The organism is Parapedobacter sp. (assembly GCF_035556095.1).
GTDB lineage: Bacteria > Bacteroidota > Bacteroidia > Sphingobacteriales > Sphingobacteriaceae > Parapedobacter.
In genome coordinates, this window is record NZ_DATMFT010000021.1 from 340,214 (window position 1) to 362,677 (window position 22,464).

The following is a 22,464-nucleotide window of genomic DNA, read 5'->3' on the forward strand; positions in this document are numbered from 1 at the left end:
TGGCCATACGTTCCTTCGTCAATAATTCGTATATTGCGCTCTCCAACAATTGTTGGAACTGACCACAAAAAGGGATAGCTGATGAAGGAAGGTAAGCCTGCAACGATTAAGGAAATTGCGAAGCGGTTGAAGATTTCACCGTCTACGGTCTCTAGGGCACTGAATGACCATCCGAGTATTGGTTTGGTAACGACGATGCGTGTAAAAAAGGTGGCTAAGGAACTAAACTATGAACCGAATCAGACAGCCATCTTTTTTAAGCAACGTAAAACATTTACCATCGGCGTTGTGCTACCGAGCTTGTCAGAGCCCTTCTTTTCGGCTGCCATCAGTGAAATCGAGAACGTAGCCAGCGGAAGGAATTACACGGTCATCATGGGGCAATCGCTCGACGACGCCGACCGCGAATTCCGCATCCTGCAAACATTGAAGACACACCGCGTGGATGGTGTACTCATGTCGATTGGTAAAAATACCCGAGATTATCCGTTTGTCGAGTTGTTGGAAAGTGCCGGTATCCCTATTGTCTTTTTTGATTGCGTGCCGGATTTGGAAAATATCAATAAGGTAGTCAGTAATTTGGAAACGGGCATGTTGGAGGCGATTGAGATGTTCGTCTCCTGTGGTCACCATGCCATATCCCTCATTAACGGCCCGCCGCTATTACCCGCCAGTATCGAACGTAAACGGGCATACCTCAAAGGGCTGAAAAAGTCGGATATCCCGTTCCGCGAGGAATATATCGTTAATACCGATCTTACCGCTGAAGGAAATGAAGCAGCAATATCCCAATTATTAGCCCTGCCGGAGCGTCCGTCGGCGGTTGTCTCTTTTAATGATTATGTCGCATTAGACGTAATGAAGGTGGTCCGTGAGCGAGGGGTTACCCTCAATCAAGATATCCACTTTATCAGTTACGCCAATTATCCGCTTTGGACGTATATGGAAAACCCGCCCATGGCATCTATCGAGCAGTTTCCCGGTGAACAGGGGAAAAAGGCGGCGGAGTTGCTTTTTGGTTTGATAGAAGCCGAGGAACGGCCGGCCCCCGTAAAGGTTGTGTTTGAATCAAGGCTGGTCAGCCAAAGTTAGTCTTTAGTCGTTTTTTAGTCGTAAGCCATTCGCACTTTGCAGTTGACTTACGACTAAAGACTTACGACAAAAATAACTATAAATGAATCACTTCACCGTAGGCATCGGCAGCAGCTTCCATGATGGCTTCGCTCATGGTCGGATGCGGATGTACGGTTTTGATGATTTCGTGTCCTGTGGTTTCCAGTTTTCGGGCCACCACCACTTCGGCAATCATCTCCGTTACGTTGGCACCAATCATGTGTGCTCCTAGGAACTCACCGTATTTTGCATCGAAGATAACTTTTACAAATCCGTCTTTCGCACCGGCAGCACTTGCTTTTCCTGATGCTGAAAAAGGAAACTTACCTATTTTTACTTCATAGCCAGCATCTTTGGCACCTTTTTCGGTATAACCCACTGAAGCGATTTCGGGCGTACAATAGGTACAGCCGGGGATGTTGTTGTAGTCGATTGGCGAGACATCCAATCCTTTAATTTTTTCGACACATGTGATGCCCTCGGCTGACGCGACGTGCGCGAGCGCCTGGCCCTTAACGATGTCGCCGATTGCGTAAACGCCATCTACGTTGGTTTTGTAGAAATCGTCCACAATCACACGACCCTTGTCCGTCTTAACCCCAGTCTCTTCCAAGCCGAGGTTTTCAATATTTGGCGTGATGCCAACGGCCGACAGGACCGTTTCTGCTTCGATGGTTTCGGTGCCTTTGGCGGTTTTGATTTGTACTTTACACAGCTTACCAGCGGTATCCACCGATTGCACCTCGGCGCTGGTGAGGATATTGATACCCGCTTTTTTAAGGCTCCGTTCCAATTGTTTGGATATCTCTTCGTCTTCTACAGGCACCACGCGGTCGAGGTATTCTACCACGGTAACTTTCGTGCCGATCGCATTGTAGAAATAGGCGAATTCAACGCCGATAGCCCCGGATCCAACAACAACCAAGGATTCGGGTTGCTTTTCGAGGCTCATCGCCTCCCGATACCCGATGATGCGCTTGCCGTCCTGTTTCAGGTTGGGTAGTTCGCGCGAGCGTGCTCCAGTGGCCAATATCGTGTGCTTTGCGGTATATGTCTTGGTGCCGCCGTCTGAGCCTTTAACGTCCACTTGGCCTCCTTTTTTGATTTTGGCGGCACCCATGATTACGTCGATCTTGTTTTTCTTCATCAAAAACTGGATTCCTTTGCTCATGCCGTCGGCAACACCTCGGCTACGTTTTACAATAGCACCGAAATCGGCTTCGCCGCCATTTACCTTGATGCCATAATCGGCGGCATGGTTGAGGTACTCAAACACCTGTGCGCTTTTGAGTAGTGCTTTTGTAGGGATACAGCCCCAATTAAGGCAGATACCGCCTAAGGATTCCCGTTCTACAATGGCGGTTTTGAATCCGAGTTGGGAAGCCCTAATGGCCGCTACATAACCACCCGGTCCACTTCCGATTACAATGATGTCGTAGTTCATATATCTTCGTTGCTTTCTTGAGATTGATTCACGTTTCTGTTGCTGTTCCGAACACGTACGGTGGCTACAAACTTACGTATTTTTTTTAGGAAATTCCGAATGTGGCTGCCATAGTCAATTGACCCGGCTGGCCGCCGACCATTCGCTTATGGCTTACTACCTACCGTCACATTTCCGTCAAAGGGTGCGGGAGCGACGGGTAGGCCGGGATAAATAGCTATCTTGCGGCCTCAAATTAATGATATGGATACAACGAAGAAGACGCTCACGTATTTTCGGAACATCGCTGTAATTGAAGGTATTTCAACCGTCATTCTGTTTTTTGTGGCTATGCCACTGAAGTATTGGGCTGATATGCCCATGGCCGTCACCTATGTGGGATGGATTCACGGCGTACTTTTTATCGCTTATGCCTATTTACTTGTCATGTGCTGGGATAAATACAAGTGGGCGCTCGGGCGCGTAGTTACCTATTTCTTAGCTTCATTGGTTCCGTTTGCACCGTTTTTCGTAGAGCGGAAATTGCGTGAAGAGACTCAGGTTCGAGCGTAGGTAATTTCCGTTTTACCATGTGGTGTTGGGTTGCCGTATCCATCTAAGTTCACAAACACTAGTTTTTCTATCGTTAGGATACTTTTTCGGGTGATCTTATTGCGTACCTGGCATGTAAGCGTAATGGATGTGCGTCCGAATTCCGTAGCGGTGATTCCCAGTTCGATAATATCTCCTTTGCGTGCCGAGCTTACGAAATTAATTTCGGAAATAAATTTGGTGACCACATTCGGGTTGCCCAGTTGCACGATGGCATAAATGACCGCTTCTTCGTCTATCCATCGGAGCAGTGTGCCGCCAAAGAGTGTTCCATTCGGATTGAGGTCCTCGGGCTTGACCCATTTTCGAGTATGAAAATTCATGAGCGACTGTTTTTCACCGTTTCTAAGGCAAGAAAGTTGGTAGCGATATTATTTACATGTGTATGGCCCGATTGGCTGTCGCGGCAAGCGATGCTTCCCGGAATGCCTCTGTATAGGTCGGGTGAGCGTGGCAGATGCGCGCAATATCTTCAGCCGAGGCACGATATTCCATCGCTACCGTAGCTTCGGCAATCATGTCGGCAGCCCGCGGCCCAATCATATGTACGCCAAGTACTTCATCGGTGTCGATATCTGCCAGCACCTTTACGAAGCCGTCCGTGTCGCCGCTTGCTTTGGCGCGGCCACTGGCTTTGAACGGGAAAGAGCCGGTTTTGTAGGGACGATTTTCAGCTTTCAGCTGCTCTTCGGTTTTACCCACACTGGCAACTTCGGGCCAAGTATACACCACGCCCGGAATCAGGTTATAATCGATGTGGGGTTTCTGACCGGCAATCCGCTCGGCGACATAAACTCCTTCATCTTCCGCCTTATGGGCTAGCATGGCGCCCTTCACCACATCGCCGATGGCATATATACCTGCAACGGGGGTTTCGAGGTGTTCGTTCACGGGGACCTTTTTCCCCCGGTCTTCCAGTGTGATGCCGACATTCTCCAGCCCTAGTGCCTCGGTATAAGCGGTACGCCCCACAGCTACAATACAGTAATCACCCTCCCATTTGACAGCCTCTCCTTTCGCATTTTCCGCGCTGACCGTTACTTTTTTCCCCTTCGCTGTGGCACCGGTTACCTTATGGCCCAGGTAGAACTCCATACCGAGCGATTTCTTCAATACGCGCTGCAATTCTTTGCCCAATCCGCCATCCATGGTGGGTATGATGCTTTTTTCATACTCGACTACCGACACCTTCGCACCCAGCCGGGCATAAACGGAGCCCAGTTCCAATCCGATGACCCCGCCACCGATGATAATCAGGTGGTTGGGTACTTCTTTCAGGGTCAACGCTTCCGTGGATGTGATAATCCGCTTTTTGTCAACCGGTAAAAAGGGTAGGGCGGTGGGCTTGGATCCCGTTGCGATAATGATGTTTTTACCTGTGATCTGCTCCGTCTTCCCTTCCGTACCGGCTATCTTCACCGTATTTTTATCGACAAACGAACCAACACCGACAAAGCTGTCAATTTTGTTCTTTTTAAACAGGAATGCAATGCCCGCTACGTTTTGGCTAATGACGTCATCTTTTCTAGCGATCATCTGCTTCATGTCTACTGCAAGGTTGGTAAGGTTGATTCCGTGCTCGCTGAAGCGGTGGGCAGCATTATGGTAATGTTCGGAGGAGTCCAGTAACGCCTTCGACGGGATGCATCCTACATTCAAGCAGGTTCCACCAAACGTATTGTACTTTTCGATAATGGCTGTTTTTAAACCTAGTTGTGCGCAACGGATGGCGGCCACGTAACCTCCGGGTCCACTACCGATTATAATGACATCGTACTGCATGTATTGAAGTTATTCGATTCGATGGTCAAAGGTACATAATAATTAGGGTTGTACAGAATAAGGAACAAAAAAAGACAGCCTATTGGCTGCCTTCCTTTATATTGTTTATCGCGTAGTTTATTATTCAGCTACGATTTTTCCCTGCATAACGCCATAGTGGCCGGGGAAACTGCAGACGAATGGGTAAACGCCTTTGTCATCCAGCGTGAATTCAATCACATCTGTTTCGCCGGGGCCCAGGAGCTTGGTGTGGGCAACGATGGAAGAAGCGAAAGTTGCTGGGATGTATTCCGAATCAACGGCTTTAATGGCTTCGCCGCCGAAAGCAGGTAAGTCGGTTCCGGGCTGCAGCACAACGACGTTATGTCCCATGGATTCCTTCGGCATCTCGCCAGCATTCTTGAAGGTCAATTTTACGGATTCACCGGCTTTAACACGGAAGAGTGTCTTGTCATACTGCATCAAATCGTTGCCTTCCAGTGCGATTTCGTTGCTTACAGCGACATCTGCGAGGCCGGGGATGTCTGCTGCTGGAGCTTGTTGCTCGGTGGTTGTTTCGGTAGCCTCGGTCGATTCTTCACTTGTTTGGTTGCCTCCGCAAGCTGCGGCTAGCATTGCTCCCGCAACTACGGGGACTAAAAAAAACTGTTTCATTTTGTGTATAAATCTAATGTTCAGATAGTACTTTATCCTTGCTAACAGTACAGCGAGCTGTTTGTTTGCGCCCCAAAGGTAGTTGAATTTGCAATGTAACAAAAGTGTATTTATCACTAAATTGTAATTTTAGCATTACGTATTCAAGCCGGTTTTGGTTTCTGTGAGTGTTTTGATGAGTTGATAAAGTGATACGGGGTCGAACGGTTTTCCTACTACCGCATCGGCTCCCGCCGCATAGGCCGCTTGTTGTTCGCGCTGCAATACAGACGCCGAAATGGAAATAATGGGAATTTGTCGGATGTGCTCCCGATGGTCATTCCTGATGGTCTTGATGGCTTCAAAACCGCTCATTACGGGCATGTGCGCATCCATAAGAATTAAGCTGTACGGGGTGCTTTCCACTTTTTCTAGGGCTTCTTTTCCATTTTTTACCGCATCTACTGTAATCCCCCATGTTTTCAGCATGTGGGTGACCATAAAGCTGTTCAGCTCATTGTCTTCGGCAAGGAGTACATTGACGTCGTTAAGAGCCGGCATGTCTGTGTATTGCTTTTTATCCGATTTGGGCGCCGTATCTGAATCGGCCTCGTCAAACCAGCACTGAAATACGAATTCACTGCCTTTCCCCAATTCGCTGTAAGCGTGTATCTGTCCTTGATGCAGGATTACCAACCGTTTCACGATTGCCAATCCGAGTCCGGTGCCACCGAATCGTTTGGTAATCCCTTCTTCACCCTGTTCGAACGATTGGAAGATTTTATCGATCGCGTTGCTGTTGATGCCAATACCGGTATCTTTCACCGAAAACTGGATATGGAGGCGTTGCTGCGCACGGTTGAGTAGTTTGGTTTCGAGTGTCACGCTGCCCTGCTCCGTGAATTTGATGCCATTCGAAATGAGATTACTCAATATCTGTGTGAGCCGCAGCGAATCGGCTAGGATGTGTTTAGGTAGGTTACTGTCGGTAATGGCGTGGAAGACGATACCTTTTTGTTCGGCCTTGTAACTGAACAGGTTGTTTAGTTCCTCGATAATGCTGGGGAGCGATGTCCGCGAGTAATCGAGTCGCATTTTTCCAGAATCGATTTTCGACAGGTCTAGGATATCGTTGATGATAAGTAACAGCTGTTGCGATGCGTTTTCCAAATAATCCAGCCACTCGGATTGCTGGTCGTTGAGCGGGGAATTGCGTAACATGGTAGTGATACCCGTTATGCCGTTGATAGGCGTACGGATTTCGTGGCTCATATTGGCCAGGAAATTCTCCTTCGAACTGCGCGCCTGATCCGCTTCTTTTTTAGCTTTTACCAGTTCGATGTGTGAGCGTTCGAGTTCTTCATTTTTACGTTTCAGTTCCCGCTGGATATACACCTGTTGCATGAAAGATTTCACTTTCGCTACGGTGATGTCGGGGTTAAGTGGCTTGTAGAGGTAATCTACAGCTCCACTGTGTAGCCCTTTGAGCAAGAATTTATCTTCCTTGGAGATGGCAGTGACCATGATTACCATGATTTGCCAGGTTCTTGGATTACTCTGAAGCAGCGAGACAAACTCAAACCCATTGATTTCGGGCATCTGCACATCTACCATGGCGATGGCAATATCGTTGTTCCAGCAATAACGGAGGGCCTCGTTTGGCGATGTGCTGCCCCAGATTTCGAGGTTATCTATATCCGCCAGCAGCGCTTTTAGACTAACCACGTTCTCTTCTTTGTCGTCTACAATTACTAACTTCAATTTCTCCATAACTAGTTCCTAAAAATATGGTTGTTCAGCTTTTGGCTGAAGGTGATTCGTTCGCAGTGGTTATCTAGCTCAAGCAATTTTTTGATAAATGTTATGTGTTTTACTGATTATCCTGAATTTGTCCTTCACTTTGTCCGGTGCGAGTGTTTCTTTCGCGCCGAGGCAAAGGAAGCCAAATAATGCGAGGCTCGCATAAAGCAAATCAACTACTTGGCGCTGTAAGCCGGTATCAAAATAAATCAATACGTTGCGGCAGGTAATCAATTGGAATTCATTGAAAACACCATCGGATACGAGGTTGTGCGTAGAAAATAAAATGTTCTTGCGTAGTTCGTGATGGAAAACAGCGGCGTCATATTTGGCCGTATAGTATTCGGAAAGGGAATCGCCCGAAGCTGTTTGGAGGTAATTGTCGGAATAGATCTTCATCTTCTTGAGGTCGACAATTCCCTGTTTCGCACGTTCGATGACCTCGGTGTTGATATCAGTTCCGTAGATGAACGCACGGTTATATAGTCCTTTTTTGTTAAGCAGGATAGCGAGCGAGTACACCTCTTCGCCGGTAGCGCATCCGGCACTCCACACCTTGATATGCGGAAACGTAGCAAGATAAGGGGTGATTTCTTCGCGCAGCGCCTTGTAATATGCAGGGTCGCGGAACATCTCCGTGACGGTGACGGTCACCTCCGCGAGAAACTTGTTGAAAAAACCGGGTGAATTCACCAAGTTGTCTTTCAGGACGGTGAAATCGATGTGGTAAACCGTTAGGATCCGCGATACACGCCGTTTGAGCGATGACCGGGAGTAGCCGCCTAAGTTGAAGCCGTAGATGTTGTTGATTAGGGCTATCAGCTCGTCCAGGTTTCCAAATGATACTGCCATTTACCTATCGTTTAACTTAACCAGACCCGTAATAACGAAAGTAACTTATTTACATCAACTGGCTTAGCAATATAATCGCTTGCGCCGACCTCGAGTACGCGTTGCCGATCTCCTTGCATTGCCTTGGCCGTAATCGCTATTACGGGTAACGCCGAAAACTGCTTGTCGGCCCGAATTTTTTCGATCGCTTCATAGCCGTCCATTTCAGGCATCATGATGTCCATCAAAATCAAGTCAATGTCTGGTTTTTTTTGCAGCATATCCAGTGCTTCTCGGCCATTGTTAGCTGTATCGATGGTTAGCTTATATGGAGCAAATACGGTGCTCAATGCGAAAATATTCCGCATGTCATCGTCAACGAGTAAGATATGCTTTCCGGTCAGGATATCATCCATGTGGATCGTTTCCGATTCTGGACTGGCGGATTGAAGCCGACTCGAAATCAGTTTATCGCTATTGAGCCGATTTATGAATAGGCGAACCTCATCGAGAATACGGCTGTTGGACTTTTCTGACTTCAATACCATGGTTTTAGCATGTTGCAAAATGCGGCTAGCCATTTCTGTGGTAAGCTCCATGGCCGTGTTGATGATCACCGGTATATCTACGTATAATGGGATACACTTGATTTCATCCAGCAGATCAACCCCCGATATATCGGGCAAATCGATATCCAGTACGATGCAGTCGTAGTATTCGCCTGCCGTTAGACAGGCCATCGCTTCAGCGCCCGTAAATGCCTGTTTCACATCTATACCACCATCTCCGAGGAATGATTTAAGATTATTGCTTTGAATTTCATGGTCCTCGATGACCAATACTTTCTTCAGCGGAGAAGCGATTGTTTTATGTAAGTGGCTAAACACTTCGTCTAGTGATTTTTTGTTGGCCGGTTTCATCAGGAAACCGACCGTTTTGTCTTCAATATCGCGTTTCTCAGGTTGGTTTGCGGACATCAAATGCACGGGGATGTTCCGAGTAACAGGGGTGCTTTTCAGTTTTTTAAGGACCGTCCACCCATCCATTACGGGCAGCACGATATCGAGGATAATCGCGTCGGGTAACGAATCGATAGCTAGCTGTAGGCCGGTATCCCCTTGCTGTGCGACGAGCGTTTCAAAGCCTTGCTCCTTGGCATATGCTTCGAGGATATCCGCAAAGTACGGATCATCTTCTACGATCAACAGCCGTTTGGGTACGTTCACCTTCGATATATCCTTGTGTACCTGTATTGGTTGCTCTTTTTGGGTGTCGGGATGATTCGATCGGACTCCTGTATCTTCCCTGGAGGCTTCCGTTACCTTTCCGGATCCTTTGCGCAGTGGAAGAAACAAGGTGAACGTGCTCCCCTTACCCACTTCACTGGTTACATGGATCTTGCCTCCTAGCAGCGTAGCGAGCTCTCGGCAAATGGATAGCCCTAAACCCGTGCCACCGAATTGGCGGCTGGTAGACCCATCTGCCTGTTTGAAAGCCTCGAAAATGAGTTGCTGTTTTTCTTCGGCAATGCCCACACCTGTGTCTATCACGGCGATTGCGATGGTCTGATTTGCTGTTATTTCGTCCAGCATTCCCGGTTGCCAGCCGGGCAATTCGTTTGCCGACGCAAACTGCAGCGCTACACGGCCGTTTTCTTTGGTGAACTTGAATGCATTGGAGAGGAGATTCTTAAGTATTTGCTTTAACCGTTGTTCGTCTGTCGTGATCCCTGTTGGCAACCCTTCGTTTACCGTGATACGGAAGTCGGTATTTTTACTTTCTGCAACACCGTTGAACAGGTCGAGCATGTCGTCTGCGATAGACGACAGAGTGACATCTTCCAATACTAATTCGACATTACCCGATTCGATCTTGGATAGGTCAAGGATATTATTGATAAGATCGAGTAAGTCCGAGCCTGCACCGTGGATGACGGAAGCATATTTCACTTGTTCGGGTAAGAGATTGCCTGTTTTGTTGTCTTCCAACAACTTGGCGAGGATGAGGATGCTGTTGAGTGGTGTGCGTAGTTCGTGGCTCATATTAGCCATGAATTCCGATTTGTATTTGCCCGATTGCTCCAGCTCGTCTACCTTCATTGCGATGGATTGGCGCGCCAGCTCAATGGAAATGTTGCGCTCTTCTAGCAGGCGGGCCTTTTCTTCGAGCGCTAGGTTGGCGTGTTTGAGTTCTTCTTGCTGTACCCGTAATTCTTCCTGTTGTGCTTCCAGTTCTTCCGCTTGTTGCTGTGTTTCTTCATAAAGATGGGTGAGCGTAGTGTGGGTCTGCGCTACTTTGCTTGCCACAGCCAACGAGGTCCCCGCCCGTTGAAGGAATTGAAGCGTTTCCTTATCGATTTCGCGGAAAAAGCCAATTTCCATTATGCCAAGCACTTCATCTTCGTAAATCAGGGGTTGAATAACGATATTTTTTGGTTCCGTGTGGCCCAGTGATGACGTTACCGTGAGGTAATTTTCGGGTATATCGGAGAGCACGAGTTGTTTCTTAGCGATGACGCTTTCGCCCACTATGCCCTGGTTATTCATCATCTTCGGTGGCATGACTCGCGTTTCAACGGCATATGACCCGGCATGGATAAAAACATCTTCGCGGGAAGTGCTTCTGAGGTAGATTGTGCCTACTTTCGCCTGTACATGCTGGCAGGTTATTCGAATGGCATTTGCGGCAATTTCACGTTCGCTGCGACCGCCGCGTGTATGATTATCCAGGGCAGCCAACCCGCTCAGTATCCAGTTGTCGATCTCTTTCTCCCTCGACAGCCTACTTAGATCGCGGTTGGATTTGCGGATTCTGTAGGCTATTTTTTTGTAATGTTCGAATGATTTCGTGATGTAAATCAGCAACCACACAATGAGTACGAATGCCACTACAGTGGTTGTGATGAGAATGGTCCGGATACCTATAAACCTGGTGTCGGCCATGTCAACTTGCCCGAACAGTGAGATGAGGTAGAATAAGCTAACGAGCAGGATTGCAATCAAGAGCGAGAAGCCCAAATAGATATGCGCACTGAACGTTAGTCTTTTCATCGGTTCTTTTTAATTTCAGTTGTCAGACGGAGCCTTTGATGATTAATTCGTCAATTGGCGGAGCCCAGTGTGCTTCCCGCCAGCTGGCGGATTAATTATGCCGGGTTCATAATCAATTTGCTTCCCTTGTGTGTGGCAAAAGTACGAAAAGTCACGATAGGAAACGATACGGTCGCTCCGGTCTGGCATTATACCTTTTTTAAAGTATAGGGTGCCTTTCAAACGGCTTGGTTCGGTCAAATAGATAGCGATAAGTGTGGTGTGTTTTGTAAATCGTTCCGCCGATATACCGAGCTACGTTCATCATTTTTGGGTTGAAATCACCGATCCAATTCATTTGTATGTCCTCATACCGAACTTGCGAGGGGTCCTGTACGACTTTTGTTGCGGCTACGATAAGTGCGGCCTCCACGCCTTTGCGCTGGTGGTCGGGCGCAACACCAAATACAATACCGAACATGGTTTTGCACTGCTTCCGCCATCGGTTCCAGGCGAAGCGCAGTTTGCCCCATGTGGTCAGTTTACCATCCATGTATTTCACGATGAGTTGGTTTACATCGGGTATGTTCACCCAAAATGCAACCGGCGTACCGCGGTAGTAAGCAAACCAAATAATCTTTGGATCAATGATGGGTTTCATACTTTGCATGAGCTTACGGGCACTTTCCAGACTCATGGGGCCCACACCTTCATGCCTCGCCCAAGCTTCGTTATATACTGTACAGAAGTCTTCTGCCGCTTTATCGAGCTTATTTCTCTGTATATGGCTGAACGTATACCCGGCGTCCTGTAGCGTATTCATTGCTTTCTCACCTACTTTGCTTGATAGCTTGGTTGCGATTTCCCGGCGGTACGTGAATTGCCTGAAATACAATTGAAAGCCATACTGCTCAAAAAGTCGTTGATAATAAGGTGGGTTGTAATTGCAGCAATAACATGGCGGATGGAAGCCGTTGACAAGCAGACCCCACCAGCGTTCGCGATTGCCAAAATTGATTGGTCCATCCATGGCCAGTATCCCTTTTTCCTGCAGCCATTCTTTTGCGGTATCAAAAAGCAAATTGGCAGCCTGTTTGTTGTCGATGCATTCGAAAAAACCGCAACCACCTACAGGAAACTCGTCCCGCTCGAAGGTCTGGTTACTGTAAAATGCGGCGATGCGACCGATGTAACGGCCTGTGTCGTCGCGGAGCAACCACCTAGCACAACCGCCGGTGTGATGGCGGGGATTGGCGGAGGGATTGAATACCTGGTGCACGTCGCTATCGAAAGGCCGGATGTAATGTGGATCATCCGTGTATAAAGCGGGTGCCATCGTTACAAACGACTGGGCTAATTCTTCTCCTATGACGGGTATGATATCCATAATTGCTGTAGAATCGATTCTGTCGGTGCTAAAAATAGCGGTTTGTTCCCGCTTCTCCAAGCGTTGTAGCGCACCACGCGGAAAAAAGCGCCTCTCGGTTTGCAACGAATTGCCGTTTTATGCGTCTAATAGGAAAATAAAGATCATGAATACGAGATTATCATCACTGGGTTGGCTGGTATTATTGCTGCCATTTTTTTGTGTAGGTTTGGCACACGCGGCCCTGTCTTCTCCGCGCGCTGATGAAACGCGCAACGTGACGGGCTTCCATGCCATTGCCAACAGCGGGCACATCGTGGTTGAGGTACGTTTGGGCGATAGCGAGTCGGTCCGGCTTGAAGGGGATGACGCGGCCATTCGGCAAATCGAAACCGTAGTAGAGCGGGGTACGCTGAAAATCAGGTTTAAACGGCAGTCCCAACGGATGAATTGGGGAAAGGTGACCGCTTACGTGTCGGCAAGGCAACTTGATGAGTTAACACAGTCCGGCTCTGGGAGTATCTCTGTTTTAGACCCCATTGTCGGCAAAGAGCTCAACATGTCGCTTAGCGGCTCAGGGAAAATAACGTTTGAATCGGCGGCCGATGTGGTTAACGCATCGATAAGCGGTTCGGGTAGCGTATCAGCCGATGGGCGGGCTGGGCAATGCAATGCATCCATAAGTGGGTCGGGGCGTTTCGATGGTGCAGACCTGAAGACCCAGGTGGCCAACCTCAGGGTATCGGGATCGGGCAATATGAGCATCCATGTTGACCGGCAATTGGATGTTTCTATCAGTGGCTCTGGAAACATCGTTTACACAGGCGATGCACAGACGAATATACAGACATCCGGTTCGGGGAAGGTAAGGAAGCGTTGAGCAAATACGACGCAGTTGGGGTGCCAGTCGGTGGAAAGGTTATTTTTTTTGTCGTTTACTCGCAAAAAACCGTATCTTTAGGAGCATTAAACGCACTTAATAAAACGTATTGAACCTTATGGATCCGAGTTTCACCCCCATTCTGATTATTGTAGGAGCTATCGTAGCCTTTTTTGTATTGCTGTACCTCCTCCCCGTAAACCTTTGGTTTACCGCCCAATTGTCGGGCGTCCGCATCAACTTGCTTAATCTACTGTTGATGCGGTTGCGTAAAGTTCCGCCGGCGCTGGTTACCAATGCCATGATTACTTCCACTAAAGCTGGATTAGATATCACATCAAATGAAATCGAAACTCATTTTTTGGCCGGTGGGAATGCCAACAACGTCATTAAGGCATTAATATCTGCCGATAAAGCAAATATTCCGTTGGACTTCAAATTGGCAACGGCGATTGATTTGGCAGGCCGGGATGTATTCGACGCTGTACAGTTATCGGTAAACCCGCGAGTTATCAATACGCCCCCCGTGGCGGCGGTAGCAAAGGATGGTATCCAGCTTATCGCCAAAGCACGGGTAACGGTAAGGGCCAATATCAACCAATTGGTAGGTGGAGCCGGAGAAGAAACCGTCCTTGCCCGGGTAGGGGAGGGAATCGTCACGACTATTGGCTCGGCTGCTGACCACAAAGAAGTGTTAGAGAATCCCGATCGCATTTCAAAGACCGTTCTAGCCAAGGGATTGGACAGTGGTACGGCTTTCGAAATCCTATCGATAGATATCGCCGATATTGACATCGGTGAAAACATCGGGGCGAAATTGCAGACCGATCAGGCTGAGGCCGATTTGAAAGTGGCTAATGCGCGCGCGGAAGAGCGCCGGGCGATGGCTGTAGCGTCTGAACAGGAGATGCGCGCCAAGGCCCAGGAAGCCCGCGCCAAGGTGATTGAAGCTGAAGCACAGGTACCTCTAGCAATGGCCGAAGCGTTCCGCAGCGGTAATTTAGGTGTTATGGACTATTACCGGATGCAAAATATCCAGGCAGATACCGATATGCGTGGGTCTATCGCCAAGCCGGGTGCTGATTCGGGCAAAGGCGGAGGTAGCGGAACTGGTAAGCAGGGTTAATCGAATAATTTGTAATAACCAACCATTTGCAGATGGTTGGTTTTTTTATGACATAATCAAAAACAAAACCCCGGTGATGGGCACCGGGGCTTGTTACTAACCAATTATAAACCTAAATTATGAAAAGACAACTTAAATTCCCGGAACTGAACCGGGTTAAAATATTTGTGCAAAAATAGGGAGTTTCTTTATTCAATCCAATTTTGTTTTGTCGATAAACTGTCAAAAGAACGCCTATTTTTTTCTCGCTCATCGACAAACAATCGCACGTTCAAACAATATTTATCAAACTGTATGCCAATTGCCGTCCTAGCCGCTTTGTCATATAAGGAGCATTGCTTAATGTCATTTCGTCACTTGGGATGGATTCGTACATGTCGTCAAATCGTACGGGATGTTTGGATTGGCCAACAGGATGTTTTTTGGATTGTACACTTTTAGGTTGCGGATTTTGTTTTAAGTTTGGCTTATAATAAATGATATGATGCTATTTGATCAGTGCAAGCAAGTAAAAGCATTCGTCTTTGCGATTGACGGCGTGTGTACGGACGGTAAAGTTTGGCTATCGGAACGAGGCGATCGGTGGATGGGGTTTCATAGCCGCGATCGGTATGCGCTGCGATTGGCGGCGCAATACTATCCGATAGCACTCGTTGGAAACGATCCTTTAGTGATGGGCTGGGTTAACGACTTGGGTATAACTGACCTATTTCATTATGGGGGCAGCGGAATTTCGTTATTTCGCGATTGGATAGCAGCTAACGGGCTAGCTACTTCCCACGTATTATATATGGGTGGAGATGTGGGAGACCTGGATTTCATGGCATCGGGTGGGTTCAGCACATGCCCGGCTGATGCCACTGATGATGTCAAAGCCGCGGCGGCCTATATCTCGCACTGTAATGGTGGTGCCGGGGCGGTACGGGATATCATTGAAAAGGTAATGAAACTCCAAGGGACATGGAATCGGACGGATGTTAAAACTTCGCCCATATGAAGGTCATCCTCGCTTCTCAGTCGCCGCGTCGTCGGGAATTATTATCACATATGGGGGTGTCTTTTGACGTTATTGTACGTGGGGTCGACGAGTATTTCCCAAAGCAACTGGCCCCAGTTGATGCCGTACGATATATTGCCGAAAATAAGGCAGCGGTTTTCAAAACGGAAATCACTGATGAGCTTGTTATAGCGGCAGATACAATTGTGGTGATCGAAGGTCAAATTCTCGGCAAGCCGAAAGATCGGGTTGATGCCGTAGAAATGCTGACGCGCCTGTCGGGTAAAAAACATGAAGTGATCACTGCCGTGGCCTTACTCCACAAAGGAAGTGTTCACACTTTCCATGAGGTTACCGAGGTTTATTTCCGTAAATTGACCGAAGGAGAGATGGGTTATTACGTTGATCATTACCGGCCTTATGATAAGGCGGGTGGGTATGGTATTCAGGAATGGGTAGGGATGGTGGCCATTGAGAAAATTGTAGGCTCATATACGAATGTGGTAGGACTACCAACCCAACAGCTCTACCATATCCTGAAAACAACCTACCCCGGCGCGTTGGTAAGCACCGACGATTATAAGGGATAGCATTTTAGGCAAAGGGAGAAATCCGGTATCGATGAATGCTTAATCGGTAGTCAAAAGGTACAGGGATAAAAGGCAAGGCTCCTTTCATCCCTATACCTTGCTTTGTTAATTGATGCTAAACCTTACCCCTGCATAAAACATCCTGCCGGTTAAAGGCCCCCATAACATGGATGTGTCGAAAAACTCGCTGAATGGCTGGTCAGCGGCTAATATCGGATGCTGTTGGAAGAAGTTAGTCAGGTTTTCACCCCCGATATAAACGTCGACGGGCCGTACCTTGCCGATCGTTTTGCTCACTTGTGCATTCATCGTGATATACGCTTTTGAATAGTCGGACATCCGGTATTCAACAGGATTGGCGGCTGTGGATGGCAACCGTTTTTGGCCGGTAATATTTAACGTATAGTCGAAATGCCATCCACCGCTATGGGTGTTGTAAGCCAGATTTGCGAAACCCCTGTGACGTGCTACAAGTGGTTTCTGTAATAGTTCTTCCCCATAGGTTGCCTTCACATCGAAGAAGCGATAGGCCAACCGGGTTTCAAAGTGGGGAAGTGGCATAAACCTAAACTCCGTTTGCAGGCTATTCGAATACGACCGGCCATCGAGGTTATAAAAGGCTAGCTCCCGCGGGTTTTCATAGTCGACCACCACCTGATTGGTAAAGTCGTTACGGAAAAACTCGGTACTGAAGGAAGCTTCTCTATGGAACATGCGGAATGACTGGTCGAAGCTGATGCCCGTGTTCCAGGCGACCTCCGGTTTAAGACCATATGCATTTTCGGCCGTGTTGGCTGCAATGATGCGAATGATCCGCGCACTGGCTAATGCTGCCGTGTTTTCGGCAAAGATATTCGCCGTGCGTTGCCCCCGCCCACCGCTTAAGCGGAAGGTAGTTCCCATTACAGGTTGGTAGCGCAGGTGTACACGGGGCGTGGTGAACCAACCGTAGAGGCTATTGTAATCCCCACGGATACCCGCTACCGCGTCGAATTTGTCTGATGGGCTGTAGGTGTATTCAAAGAAAGCGCCGGGTACTACCTCGGTGCGGCCGAATTGATCAGCCATGTATTGTTCATCATAACGGTCGTATTGCATGCTTAGCCCCGTGCGGTACTTATGCACAACCGTGCCGATAACATCTTGGTAAATGAGGTTGGCATAGGCATTCTGTTGTTTAGCGTCGTAGGTGCGTATACCGAAATAAGACCGCTGGTTATAGGAAGTGCCTGAGAGCTGCAGCCCGATGCTGCGTTGTGTATGTTGCGGGAAAACATAGCCGATTTTGGCAAATGCTTCATAGCGGTCAATATCGAAGGCGAGCCCGTACCTGTCCTGGGTTAATTTGTCGGTAGCGGGATTGAAGTCAATTTCGCCACCTGTGCGGTCGTCGCTGAGGAATTTAACACCGAATTGTAGGATGAAGCCTTTGCCATCTTCATATTTCCAACGGGTCACCCCCGAGAATAGATTACCCACAGGCGCATCGCGGAAACCGTTATTGCTGAAATTCATGTGCTTATTATACATGAAATTATCGTGCAGCAATAGACTTCCCGCCCAGCGCTCGTTGAAACTGTGAGAAAGATTGAGGTTGACATCGGTACGCCCCATATTGTTGCCATAAGCGTTGAAAAATAGTTTTTCAGATGTACCTGGTTTCTTGAGCTCCACATTGATCTGCCCAGCGATGTTTTCGAAGCCGTTTACCACGGAACCGATACCTTTGCCGATCTGGATGGATTCAATCCATGTCCCGGCGATGCTATTAAGCCCCAAAGGGGTGGCTAAGCCACGAGGCCCGGGCAGGTTTTCCACCGTAAGCTGTGTGTAGTTTCCACTGAGTCCCAACATCTGAATCTGTTTGCTACCGGTCACGGCATCGCTGTTCACCACATCTACTGAAGCATTGGTTTCGAAACTTTCGCTGAGGTCGCAACAGGCAGCTTTGAAGAGCTCTTGCCCCGTTAGCACTTCAAGTCGCGTGGGGCTGAGCGCCGCTATGTAGTTTGAGCGGCGCCGTGCTGATACGGTTACCTCCGCCAATACGTGGTCTTTAGCGGTTACCACCACCACTTCGTGGGGATCTGTTACCACCACCGTATCAGATTGGAGCCCTGCATGAGCAATGACGAGCTGCTTATAGGTTGCTTTATGCGCAATCCGGAACACTCCCGATTCGTCGGAACGGGCATTTACCGATGCGTCTTCCAGCCAATGTACGTTTGCATTCACGATGGGACTAAGCTCGCCGCGGTTGGTTTCCTGCATGATTACACCGGTTACAGTGTGGTCGTCATGATCATTATGGCCGTCATGGCCACTGACTTTATGGACATTTTTTTCGTCGTGGTACTGGCAGCAAGCCGGTAGTTGCTCATAAGCTGCTTGCGAGGCCGCAAGATTGTCCACATCATGTCCCGCCGCCAGGATACGCTGCCTAGCCGCTTCCACATCGTAAGTGGCATTATGGTGAAGGGTGAGTAGCTGTGTGTTTGCGTCCCATTTTGCGTTTGTCAATCCGCTGCCATCCGCAGCTTTCTCAATCCGTGCTTTGCACATGCCGCAAACACCGGCAACGGTAAAGGACGTGCTGTCCTGGGCTGTGGCAGACCAAGTGGTCGCTATCAGCAGCAACCCTAAGATGATATTCGTTTTAATAAAATGAGTCATTATTGTAAGTGATTTTAATCCTTAAACATCTGTAAAGAAATATCGTGCGAAATGGCACGATGGCGTGAGGAACAAGGCATTTAAGCCGATTCCTTGGTCACGGATGCGTGGATTGAATCAGATACGATAGGTGCAGTGCCGGATGAAGAGGGGAGTGGTGGCGACACGTGGTGGGGCATTGGCTGTTTCCGCTTGGATATAACTATCGAAGGGTAGGTTCGCCATGTGTACCAGCGTAAAGAACAGCAGTTCCAACGACTGTATTTTCAGTAGATTCTTATCGCTGCTGGGTAGGTGATCACCTGTTGTTTTTTGAGCGTCTACCTGAACGTCTTGGCAATGGTCGTGCGATTGCACATCGGTGGTACAATGTTGGCTGCTATCGCAATTTGGATGTTCCTTGCTTTCATGATGGTTCAGGCAAAGCGTGCAGTCGTTTTCATCGAGTGTATGCTCCTTATCCATAGTCATGTGCTGGAGTTTTCCGCAGCAATAATGGAGATGCACAGTTGCTCCTGTTGCCGAGAAGGCATATATCAGGATAAGCCATATGGTGAGCACTTTTACCATGGTTAGGTACAAAGATAAGAAAAAAACCCCGTAGGTTTCAATTGCCTACGGGGTTTTGTGTCGTTACACTTCTTCGGCATCCTGGACATCGCTTCCCGGCCCGTCATCTTTACGCTTTCTGCCGTTTGCAGCACCGGGAGCTTTCTGTGTGTTTTTAGCCTCGCCGAGGTAGTTGGGCAGCTCCATGCCTGCCATATCGAAGATGTCTTTCAGTGGTGGCACAGATTTGTATAATCCCGACACGAAATTGGCGGTCGAGGTCTTTCCGTCTTCGTTAGCACCGTTTCCACCATCCCAAACGGTTACTTTATCGATCTTGATGTTCTTGATGGCTTCCGTCTGCAGTTTCACGAGTTCGGGGAGTTTGTCGGTGATCAGCAGCAATACCGCATCTTTCGGGTTATTCCCGGCAGATTTAACAATCTCATTAAGCCCTTCCGCCTGTTTGGTAAGCATTTCGTATACCCCCCTTGCTTCGGCTTCCAGCTTGGCGAAGATGGCATCAGCTTCACCGCGCGCTTTTTCGCGCAATTGTTCGGCTTCGGCCTGTGCTTCAATGATGGCTTTTTGCTTCTGGATTTCGGCTGCAACCACAATGGTCGCATTTTGGGCGGCCCTGTCACGCTCCGCACGGGCTTCTTCGGCCTGTTGTTCGGCTTTATATGCTTCTTCCAGCGCTTTCGCCTGTTGTACTTTCTCGGCAGCAACGGCTTTTTTCAGCGCTTCTGCTTCCCGCTCACGACGCTGGGCCTCGGAATCGGCGATCTGTATTTTGGATAGGTTTTCGCCCTGCACAGCGATGGCATTGGCGTCGGCCACTTTTACGCGAGTATCCCGCTCGGCTTCGGCTTTACCGATATTTTCATCCCTTCCAGCACCCGCGATACTTACTTCCCTGTCCTTCTCGGCTATAGCCACCTCGATATCTCGGTCGCGTTGCATTTCGGCCACCTTGATGTCGCGTTCTTTTTCGGCTTCGGTTTTCCCGACATCGCCGAATCGCTCCTGTTCGGCCACCCGGATTTTGGCCTCATTGATGGCCTTCGCGGCAGCCTCTTTGCCCAAGGCATCGATATAGCCGCTCTCATCCTTGATGTCAGTGACGTTTACGTTGATCATCTTTAGCCCGATTTTATTGAGCTCAGCTTCCACATTAGTGCCGATGTTGTGCAGGAACTTGTCGCGGTTGTTGTTGATTTCCTCGATGTCCATCATCGCAACTACGAGACGCATCTGCCCAAGGATGATATCTTTCGCAAGCTCATGGATTTCGGGGCGTTGCATGCCCAGCAGGCGCTCGGCGGCGTTCATCATTACCGCCGGCTCGGTAGAAATACCCACCGTATAGCGCGAGGGGACATCTACCCGAATATTTTGCTTACTGAGTGCGCTGGTGAGGTTAACCTCAATCGAAATGGGGGTGAGGTCGAGAAAAGCATAGTCTTGGATGACCGGCCAGATGAACGCGGCCCCTCCGTGTATGCATCTGGCCGCACGGGTGAGGTCAGCCGCATTTTTGCCTACTTTACCGTAAACGACCAGGATGCGGTCTGACGGGCACCGTTTGTAACGCTTAAACAGTGAAACGATAAATACAAAGATAATGATGATGCCAACGGCAATCGCTATTAACATAAATTCCATACGGCTTTCAGTGTTAGTGGTGTAAATATATATGTTCGTAAATAATTTTAATTACCTGTTTTCAGTTATCAGCTCATTAAGTGCTTTTTACTTTCCGCCTTTTGCGCTTTGCTTTTCTGCTTTTTGCTGTGGGTCAATTATTAAATCATCAAATCATCACATCATCAACCCTTTCCGGTTACTAGTAATACACTCTCGTTTACGATTCCTACCACTGTTACTGGTTTCCCGGTTGGAATATCATCGTCGTCGTCTGTGAGTGCCCGTAGTTCTCTGAGGGAACCCTGTACGCGGATATGTACCTTGCCATAGCCGCTGCGAACAGCCGGTATCCGGAGGTAGGTTTCCGCTTGTTTATGTAATGCATTCTGAATCCGTAATGTGCCGCTCGATCGAAGTTTTGCCATCCGTGAAAAGAGGTAGAACATAATCAACACGATGCCGACGCCCGATAAGGTGGACCAGAGGATGACCTGTCCTAAAGGAAGATTCCCTTTTAGGCAGCCTAGTCCCACCCAACCGAAAACGGTGAAGAACGTAATGAAGTTCTTAATGGTGAAAAACTGATAGTCAATGCCGCCGTCGCCATCGATATATTCATCGGAGTCGCCAAACGCGCCATCATCATCGCCTCCTCCGATAAATGCAAGGATGGTTTGTACGATAAACATGAAGGAGAATAATAAGGCAATTGCCCAAAAGAATTTCTCGACGCCTCCGAGGGCTTGCCACCAATTGGTTATAGCGAGTGTTGTGTTCATTTGTTGCTTAGATTAAGCGATTTAACAATGGTTGCGCGCAGGCCGCTCACGGTGTCCTTACGCGGTGTGTTTGTTTATTTGATGTCAAATTTGGGAAGATGTTACAACATTTCCTAATTTCCAAAGTTTTTCCTGTTTTAGACACTTTTTTTGTGGGTGAAACAAAAAAGTAACATCATGAAAAAATTACTGTTTGGCTTATGTGTGTTGTCGCTGGCGTGTTTGTCTGTCAGCGCACAGGATGTGCAGCGGCGCGGTGTGCCTGCGGTGGTATTGAACGCGTTCCAACAGCAATTCCCCAAAGCACGGCAAGTGGAGTGGGAGAAGAAGCGCGACGGAAACTATGAAGTAGAATTTGACAACGGTCTGTTCAGTCGGGACCACCAGGCGATTATCAGTCCCGAGGGGAAAGTATTACGCCATGAGGAGGAATTGGCGTCTTATTCGTTGCCCGATGCGGTTAAGCAACAAATCAAAGCAACGTTTGTTGGGTACCGCGTGGGGGATGTGAAGAAAATTGATGCCGGGGGCACCATCACCTACAAGGTGGAATTGGATAGTCGGCAGGGTGATTTAGAGGTCGTTTTCAATGCAGACGGCAAGGTTTTAAAGGAGCGGATGGACTAAGGTCCAT

General features: G+C 48.4%; 19 protein-coding genes. 7 read left to right on the forward strand and 12 right to left on the reverse strand.

From position 1 onward, the window contains the following. Positions 1-81 precede the first annotated feature (81 nt). Positions 82-1,092: a LacI family DNA-binding transcriptional regulator gene (locus VNQ80_RS11925; RefSeq protein WP_325638827.1), complete on the forward strand. Its 1,011-nt coding sequence runs from the start codon at positions 82-84 to the stop codon at positions 1,090-1,092. A 76-nt stretch (positions 1,093-1,168) separates the two neighbouring features. Here VNQ80_RS11925 and lpdA (VNQ80_RS11930) read toward each other — a convergent pair whose 3' ends face one another. Beyond that, the gene (gene lpdA / locus VNQ80_RS11930; protein WP_325638829.1) at positions 1,169-2,557 is read right to left on the reverse strand and encodes a dihydrolipoyl dehydrogenase; all 1,389 of its coding nucleotides are present in this window, start codon (positions 2,555-2,557) and stop codon (positions 1,169-1,171) included. 243 nt (positions 2,558-2,800) lie between these two features. Between lpdA (VNQ80_RS11930) and VNQ80_RS11935 the strand changes: the two genes are divergently transcribed. Further along, the gene (locus tag VNQ80_RS11935) at positions 2,801-3,109 is read left to right on the forward strand and encodes a DUF3817 domain-containing protein (protein ID WP_325638831.1); all 309 of its coding nucleotides are present in this window, start codon (positions 2,801-2,803) and stop codon (positions 3,107-3,109) included. Here the strand turns inward: VNQ80_RS11935 and VNQ80_RS11940 are convergent. The 7 genes from VNQ80_RS11940 to VNQ80_RS11970 all read right to left on the reverse strand — a co-directional run bounded on the left by VNQ80_RS11940 (position 3,094) and on the right by VNQ80_RS11970 (position 12,610). Then, positions 3,094-3,471 carry an acyl-CoA thioesterase gene (locus VNQ80_RS11940; protein WP_325638833.1) on the reverse strand — a complete coding sequence of 126 codons (378 nt, stop codon included), beginning with the start codon at positions 3,469-3,471 and terminating at the stop codon, positions 3,094-3,096. The two genes, VNQ80_RS11935 and VNQ80_RS11940, sit on opposite strands and share 16 nt — an antisense overlap. 52 nt (positions 3,472-3,523) lie before the next feature. Next, positions 3,524-4,930 (reverse strand): dihydrolipoyl dehydrogenase, encoded by a 1,407-nt coding sequence (gene lpdA / locus VNQ80_RS11945; RefSeq protein WP_325638835.1) that lies wholly within the window; start codon positions 4,928-4,930, stop codon positions 3,524-3,526. 120 nt (positions 4,931-5,050) lie between these two features. Continuing rightward, positions 5,051-5,584, reverse strand: a complete 534-nt coding sequence (locus tag VNQ80_RS11950) for an azurin (RefSeq protein WP_325638837.1) — start codon at positions 5,582-5,584, stop codon at positions 5,051-5,053. A gap of 135 nt (positions 5,585-5,719) precedes the next feature. Further along, the gene (locus VNQ80_RS11955) at positions 5,720-7,333 is read right to left on the reverse strand and encodes a response regulator (RefSeq protein ID WP_325638839.1); all 1,614 of its coding nucleotides are present in this window, start codon (positions 7,331-7,333) and stop codon (positions 5,720-5,722) included. 69 nt (positions 7,334-7,402) lie between these two features. After that, positions 7,403-8,215, reverse strand: a complete 813-nt coding sequence (locus tag VNQ80_RS11960) for a protein-glutamate O-methyltransferase CheR (RefSeq protein WP_325638841.1) — start codon at positions 8,213-8,215, stop codon at positions 7,403-7,405. 11 nt (positions 8,216-8,226) lie between these two features. Next, positions 8,227-11,244: a response regulator gene (locus VNQ80_RS11965; RefSeq protein ID WP_325638843.1), complete on the reverse strand. Its 3,018-nt coding sequence runs from the start codon at positions 11,242-11,244 to the stop codon at positions 8,227-8,229. Positions 11,245-11,443: 199 nt separating this feature from the next. Further along, positions 11,444-12,610 (reverse strand): hypothetical protein, encoded by a 1,167-nt coding sequence (locus VNQ80_RS11970; RefSeq protein ID WP_325638845.1) that lies wholly within the window; start codon positions 12,608-12,610, stop codon positions 11,444-11,446. A gap of 145 nt (positions 12,611-12,755) precedes the next feature. Here VNQ80_RS11970 and VNQ80_RS11975 point away from each other — a divergent pair, with 145 nt between their 5' ends. From VNQ80_RS11975 to VNQ80_RS11990, 4 genes are all read left to right on the forward strand, one after another. Further along, complete coding sequence (locus tag VNQ80_RS11975) at positions 12,756-13,469, forward strand: head GIN domain-containing protein (RefSeq protein WP_325638847.1); 714 nt, start codon at positions 12,756-12,758, stop codon at positions 13,467-13,469. Positions 13,470-13,587: 118 nt separating this feature from the next. Next, positions 13,588-14,595, forward strand: coding sequence for a flotillin-like protein FloA (gene floA, locus VNQ80_RS11980; RefSeq protein ID WP_325638849.1), 1,008 nt, complete (start codon positions 13,588-13,590; stop codon positions 14,593-14,595). Positions 14,596-15,076: 481 nt separating this feature from the next. Then, on the forward strand, positions 15,077-15,592 hold the full coding sequence (locus VNQ80_RS11985) for a 3-deoxy-D-manno-octulosonate 8-phosphate phosphatase (protein ID WP_325638851.1): 516 nt from the start codon (positions 15,077-15,079) through the stop codon (positions 15,590-15,592). Next, complete coding sequence (locus VNQ80_RS11990; RefSeq protein WP_325638852.1) at positions 15,589-16,182, forward strand: Maf family protein; 594 nt, start codon at positions 15,589-15,591, stop codon at positions 16,180-16,182. Before VNQ80_RS11985 ends, VNQ80_RS11990 begins: the two co-directional genes overlap by 4 nt. A gap of 105 nt (positions 16,183-16,287) precedes the next feature. Here the strand turns inward: VNQ80_RS11990 and VNQ80_RS11995 are convergent, their stop codons facing one another. The 4 genes from VNQ80_RS11995 to VNQ80_RS12010 all read right to left on the reverse strand — a co-directional run bounded on the left by VNQ80_RS11995 (position 16,288) and on the right by VNQ80_RS12010 (position 21,830). Further along, the gene (locus VNQ80_RS11995; protein WP_325638854.1) at positions 16,288-18,855 is read right to left on the reverse strand and encodes a TonB-dependent receptor plug domain-containing protein; all 2,568 of its coding nucleotides are present in this window, start codon (positions 18,853-18,855) and stop codon (positions 16,288-16,290) included. A 117-nt stretch (positions 18,856-18,972) separates the two neighbouring features. Continuing rightward, complete coding sequence (locus tag VNQ80_RS12000; RefSeq protein WP_325638856.1) at positions 18,973-19,425, reverse strand: hypothetical protein; 453 nt, start codon at positions 19,423-19,425, stop codon at positions 18,973-18,975. A gap of 63 nt (positions 19,426-19,488) precedes the next feature. Then, positions 19,489-21,069 (reverse strand): flotillin family protein, encoded by a 1,581-nt coding sequence (locus VNQ80_RS12005; RefSeq protein ID WP_325638859.1) that lies wholly within the window; start codon positions 21,067-21,069, stop codon positions 19,489-19,491. Positions 21,070-21,233: 164 nt separating this feature from the next. Further along, positions 21,234-21,830 (reverse strand): hypothetical protein, encoded by a 597-nt coding sequence (locus VNQ80_RS12010; protein ID WP_325638861.1) that lies wholly within the window; start codon positions 21,828-21,830, stop codon positions 21,234-21,236. Positions 21,831-22,007: 177 nt separating this feature from the next. On the opposite strand from VNQ80_RS12010, the gene VNQ80_RS12015 reads away from it, so the two are divergent. Next, complete coding sequence (locus VNQ80_RS12015) at positions 22,008-22,457, forward strand: PepSY-like domain-containing protein (RefSeq protein WP_325638863.1); 450 nt, start codon at positions 22,008-22,010, stop codon at positions 22,455-22,457. The last annotated feature ends 7 nt before the right edge of the window (positions 22,458-22,464 follow it).

Bases quoted from the DNA above. Each gene is read 5' to 3' on its own strand.
- VNQ80_RS11970 (WP_325638845.1), bottom strand. From the start codon at position 12,610: ATGGATATCATACCCGTCATAGGAGAAGAATTAGCCCAGTCGTTTGTA.
- VNQ80_RS11975 (WP_325638847.1), top strand. From the start codon at position 12,756: ATGAATACGAGATTATCATCACTGGGTTGGCTGGTATTATTGCTGCCA.
- VNQ80_RS12005 (WP_325638859.1), bottom strand. From the start codon at position 21,069: ATGGAATTTATGTTAATAGCGATTGCCGTTGGCATCATCATTATCTTT.
- VNQ80_RS11925 (WP_325638827.1), top strand. From the start codon at position 82: ATGAAGGAAGGTAAGCCTGCAACGATTAAGGAAATTGCGAAGCGGTTG.
- VNQ80_RS12015 (WP_325638863.1), top strand. From the start codon at position 22,008: ATGAAAAAATTACTGTTTGGCTTATGTGTGTTGTCGCTGGCGTGTTTG.
- VNQ80_RS11955 (WP_325638839.1), bottom strand. From the start codon at position 7,333: ATGGAGAAATTGAAGTTAGTAATTGTAGACGACAAAGAAGAGAACGTG.
- floA (WP_325638849.1), top strand. From the start codon at position 13,588: ATGGATCCGAGTTTCACCCCCATTCTGATTATTGTAGGAGCTATCGTA.
- VNQ80_RS11995 (WP_325638854.1), bottom strand. From the start codon at position 18,855: ATGACTCATTTTATTAAAACGAATATCATCTTAGGGTTGCTGCTGATA.
- VNQ80_RS11940 (WP_325638833.1), bottom strand. From the start codon at position 3,471: ATGAATTTTCATACTCGAAAATGGGTCAAGCCCGAGGACCTCAATCCG.
- VNQ80_RS11990 (WP_325638852.1), top strand. From the start codon at position 15,589: ATGAAGGTCATCCTCGCTTCTCAGTCGCCGCGTCGTCGGGAATTATTA.
- lpdA (WP_325638829.1), bottom strand. From the start codon at position 2,557: ATGAACTACGACATCATTGTAATCGGAAGTGGACCGGGTGGTTATGTA.
- VNQ80_RS12010 (WP_325638861.1), bottom strand. From the start codon at position 21,830: ATGAACACAACACTCGCTATAACCAATTGGTGGCAAGCCCTCGGAGGC.
- VNQ80_RS11965 (WP_325638843.1), bottom strand. From the start codon at position 11,244: ATGAAAAGACTAACGTTCAGTGCGCATATCTATTTGGGCTTCTCGCTC.
- VNQ80_RS12000 (WP_325638856.1), bottom strand. From the start codon at position 19,425: ATGGTAAAAGTGCTCACCATATGGCTTATCCTGATATATGCCTTCTCG.
- VNQ80_RS11985 (WP_325638851.1), top strand. From the start codon at position 15,077: ATGATGCTATTTGATCAGTGCAAGCAAGTAAAAGCATTCGTCTTTGCG.
- VNQ80_RS11935 (WP_325638831.1), top strand. From the start codon at position 2,801: ATGGATACAACGAAGAAGACGCTCACGTATTTTCGGAACATCGCTGTA.
- VNQ80_RS11960 (WP_325638841.1), bottom strand. From the start codon at position 8,215: ATGGCAGTATCATTTGGAAACCTGGACGAGCTGATAGCCCTAATCAAC.
- lpdA (WP_325638835.1), bottom strand. From the start codon at position 4,930: ATGCAGTACGATGTCATTATAATCGGTAGTGGACCCGGAGGTTACGTG.
- VNQ80_RS11950 (WP_325638837.1), bottom strand. From the start codon at position 5,584: ATGAAACAGTTTTTTTTAGTCCCCGTAGTTGCGGGAGCAATGCTAGCC.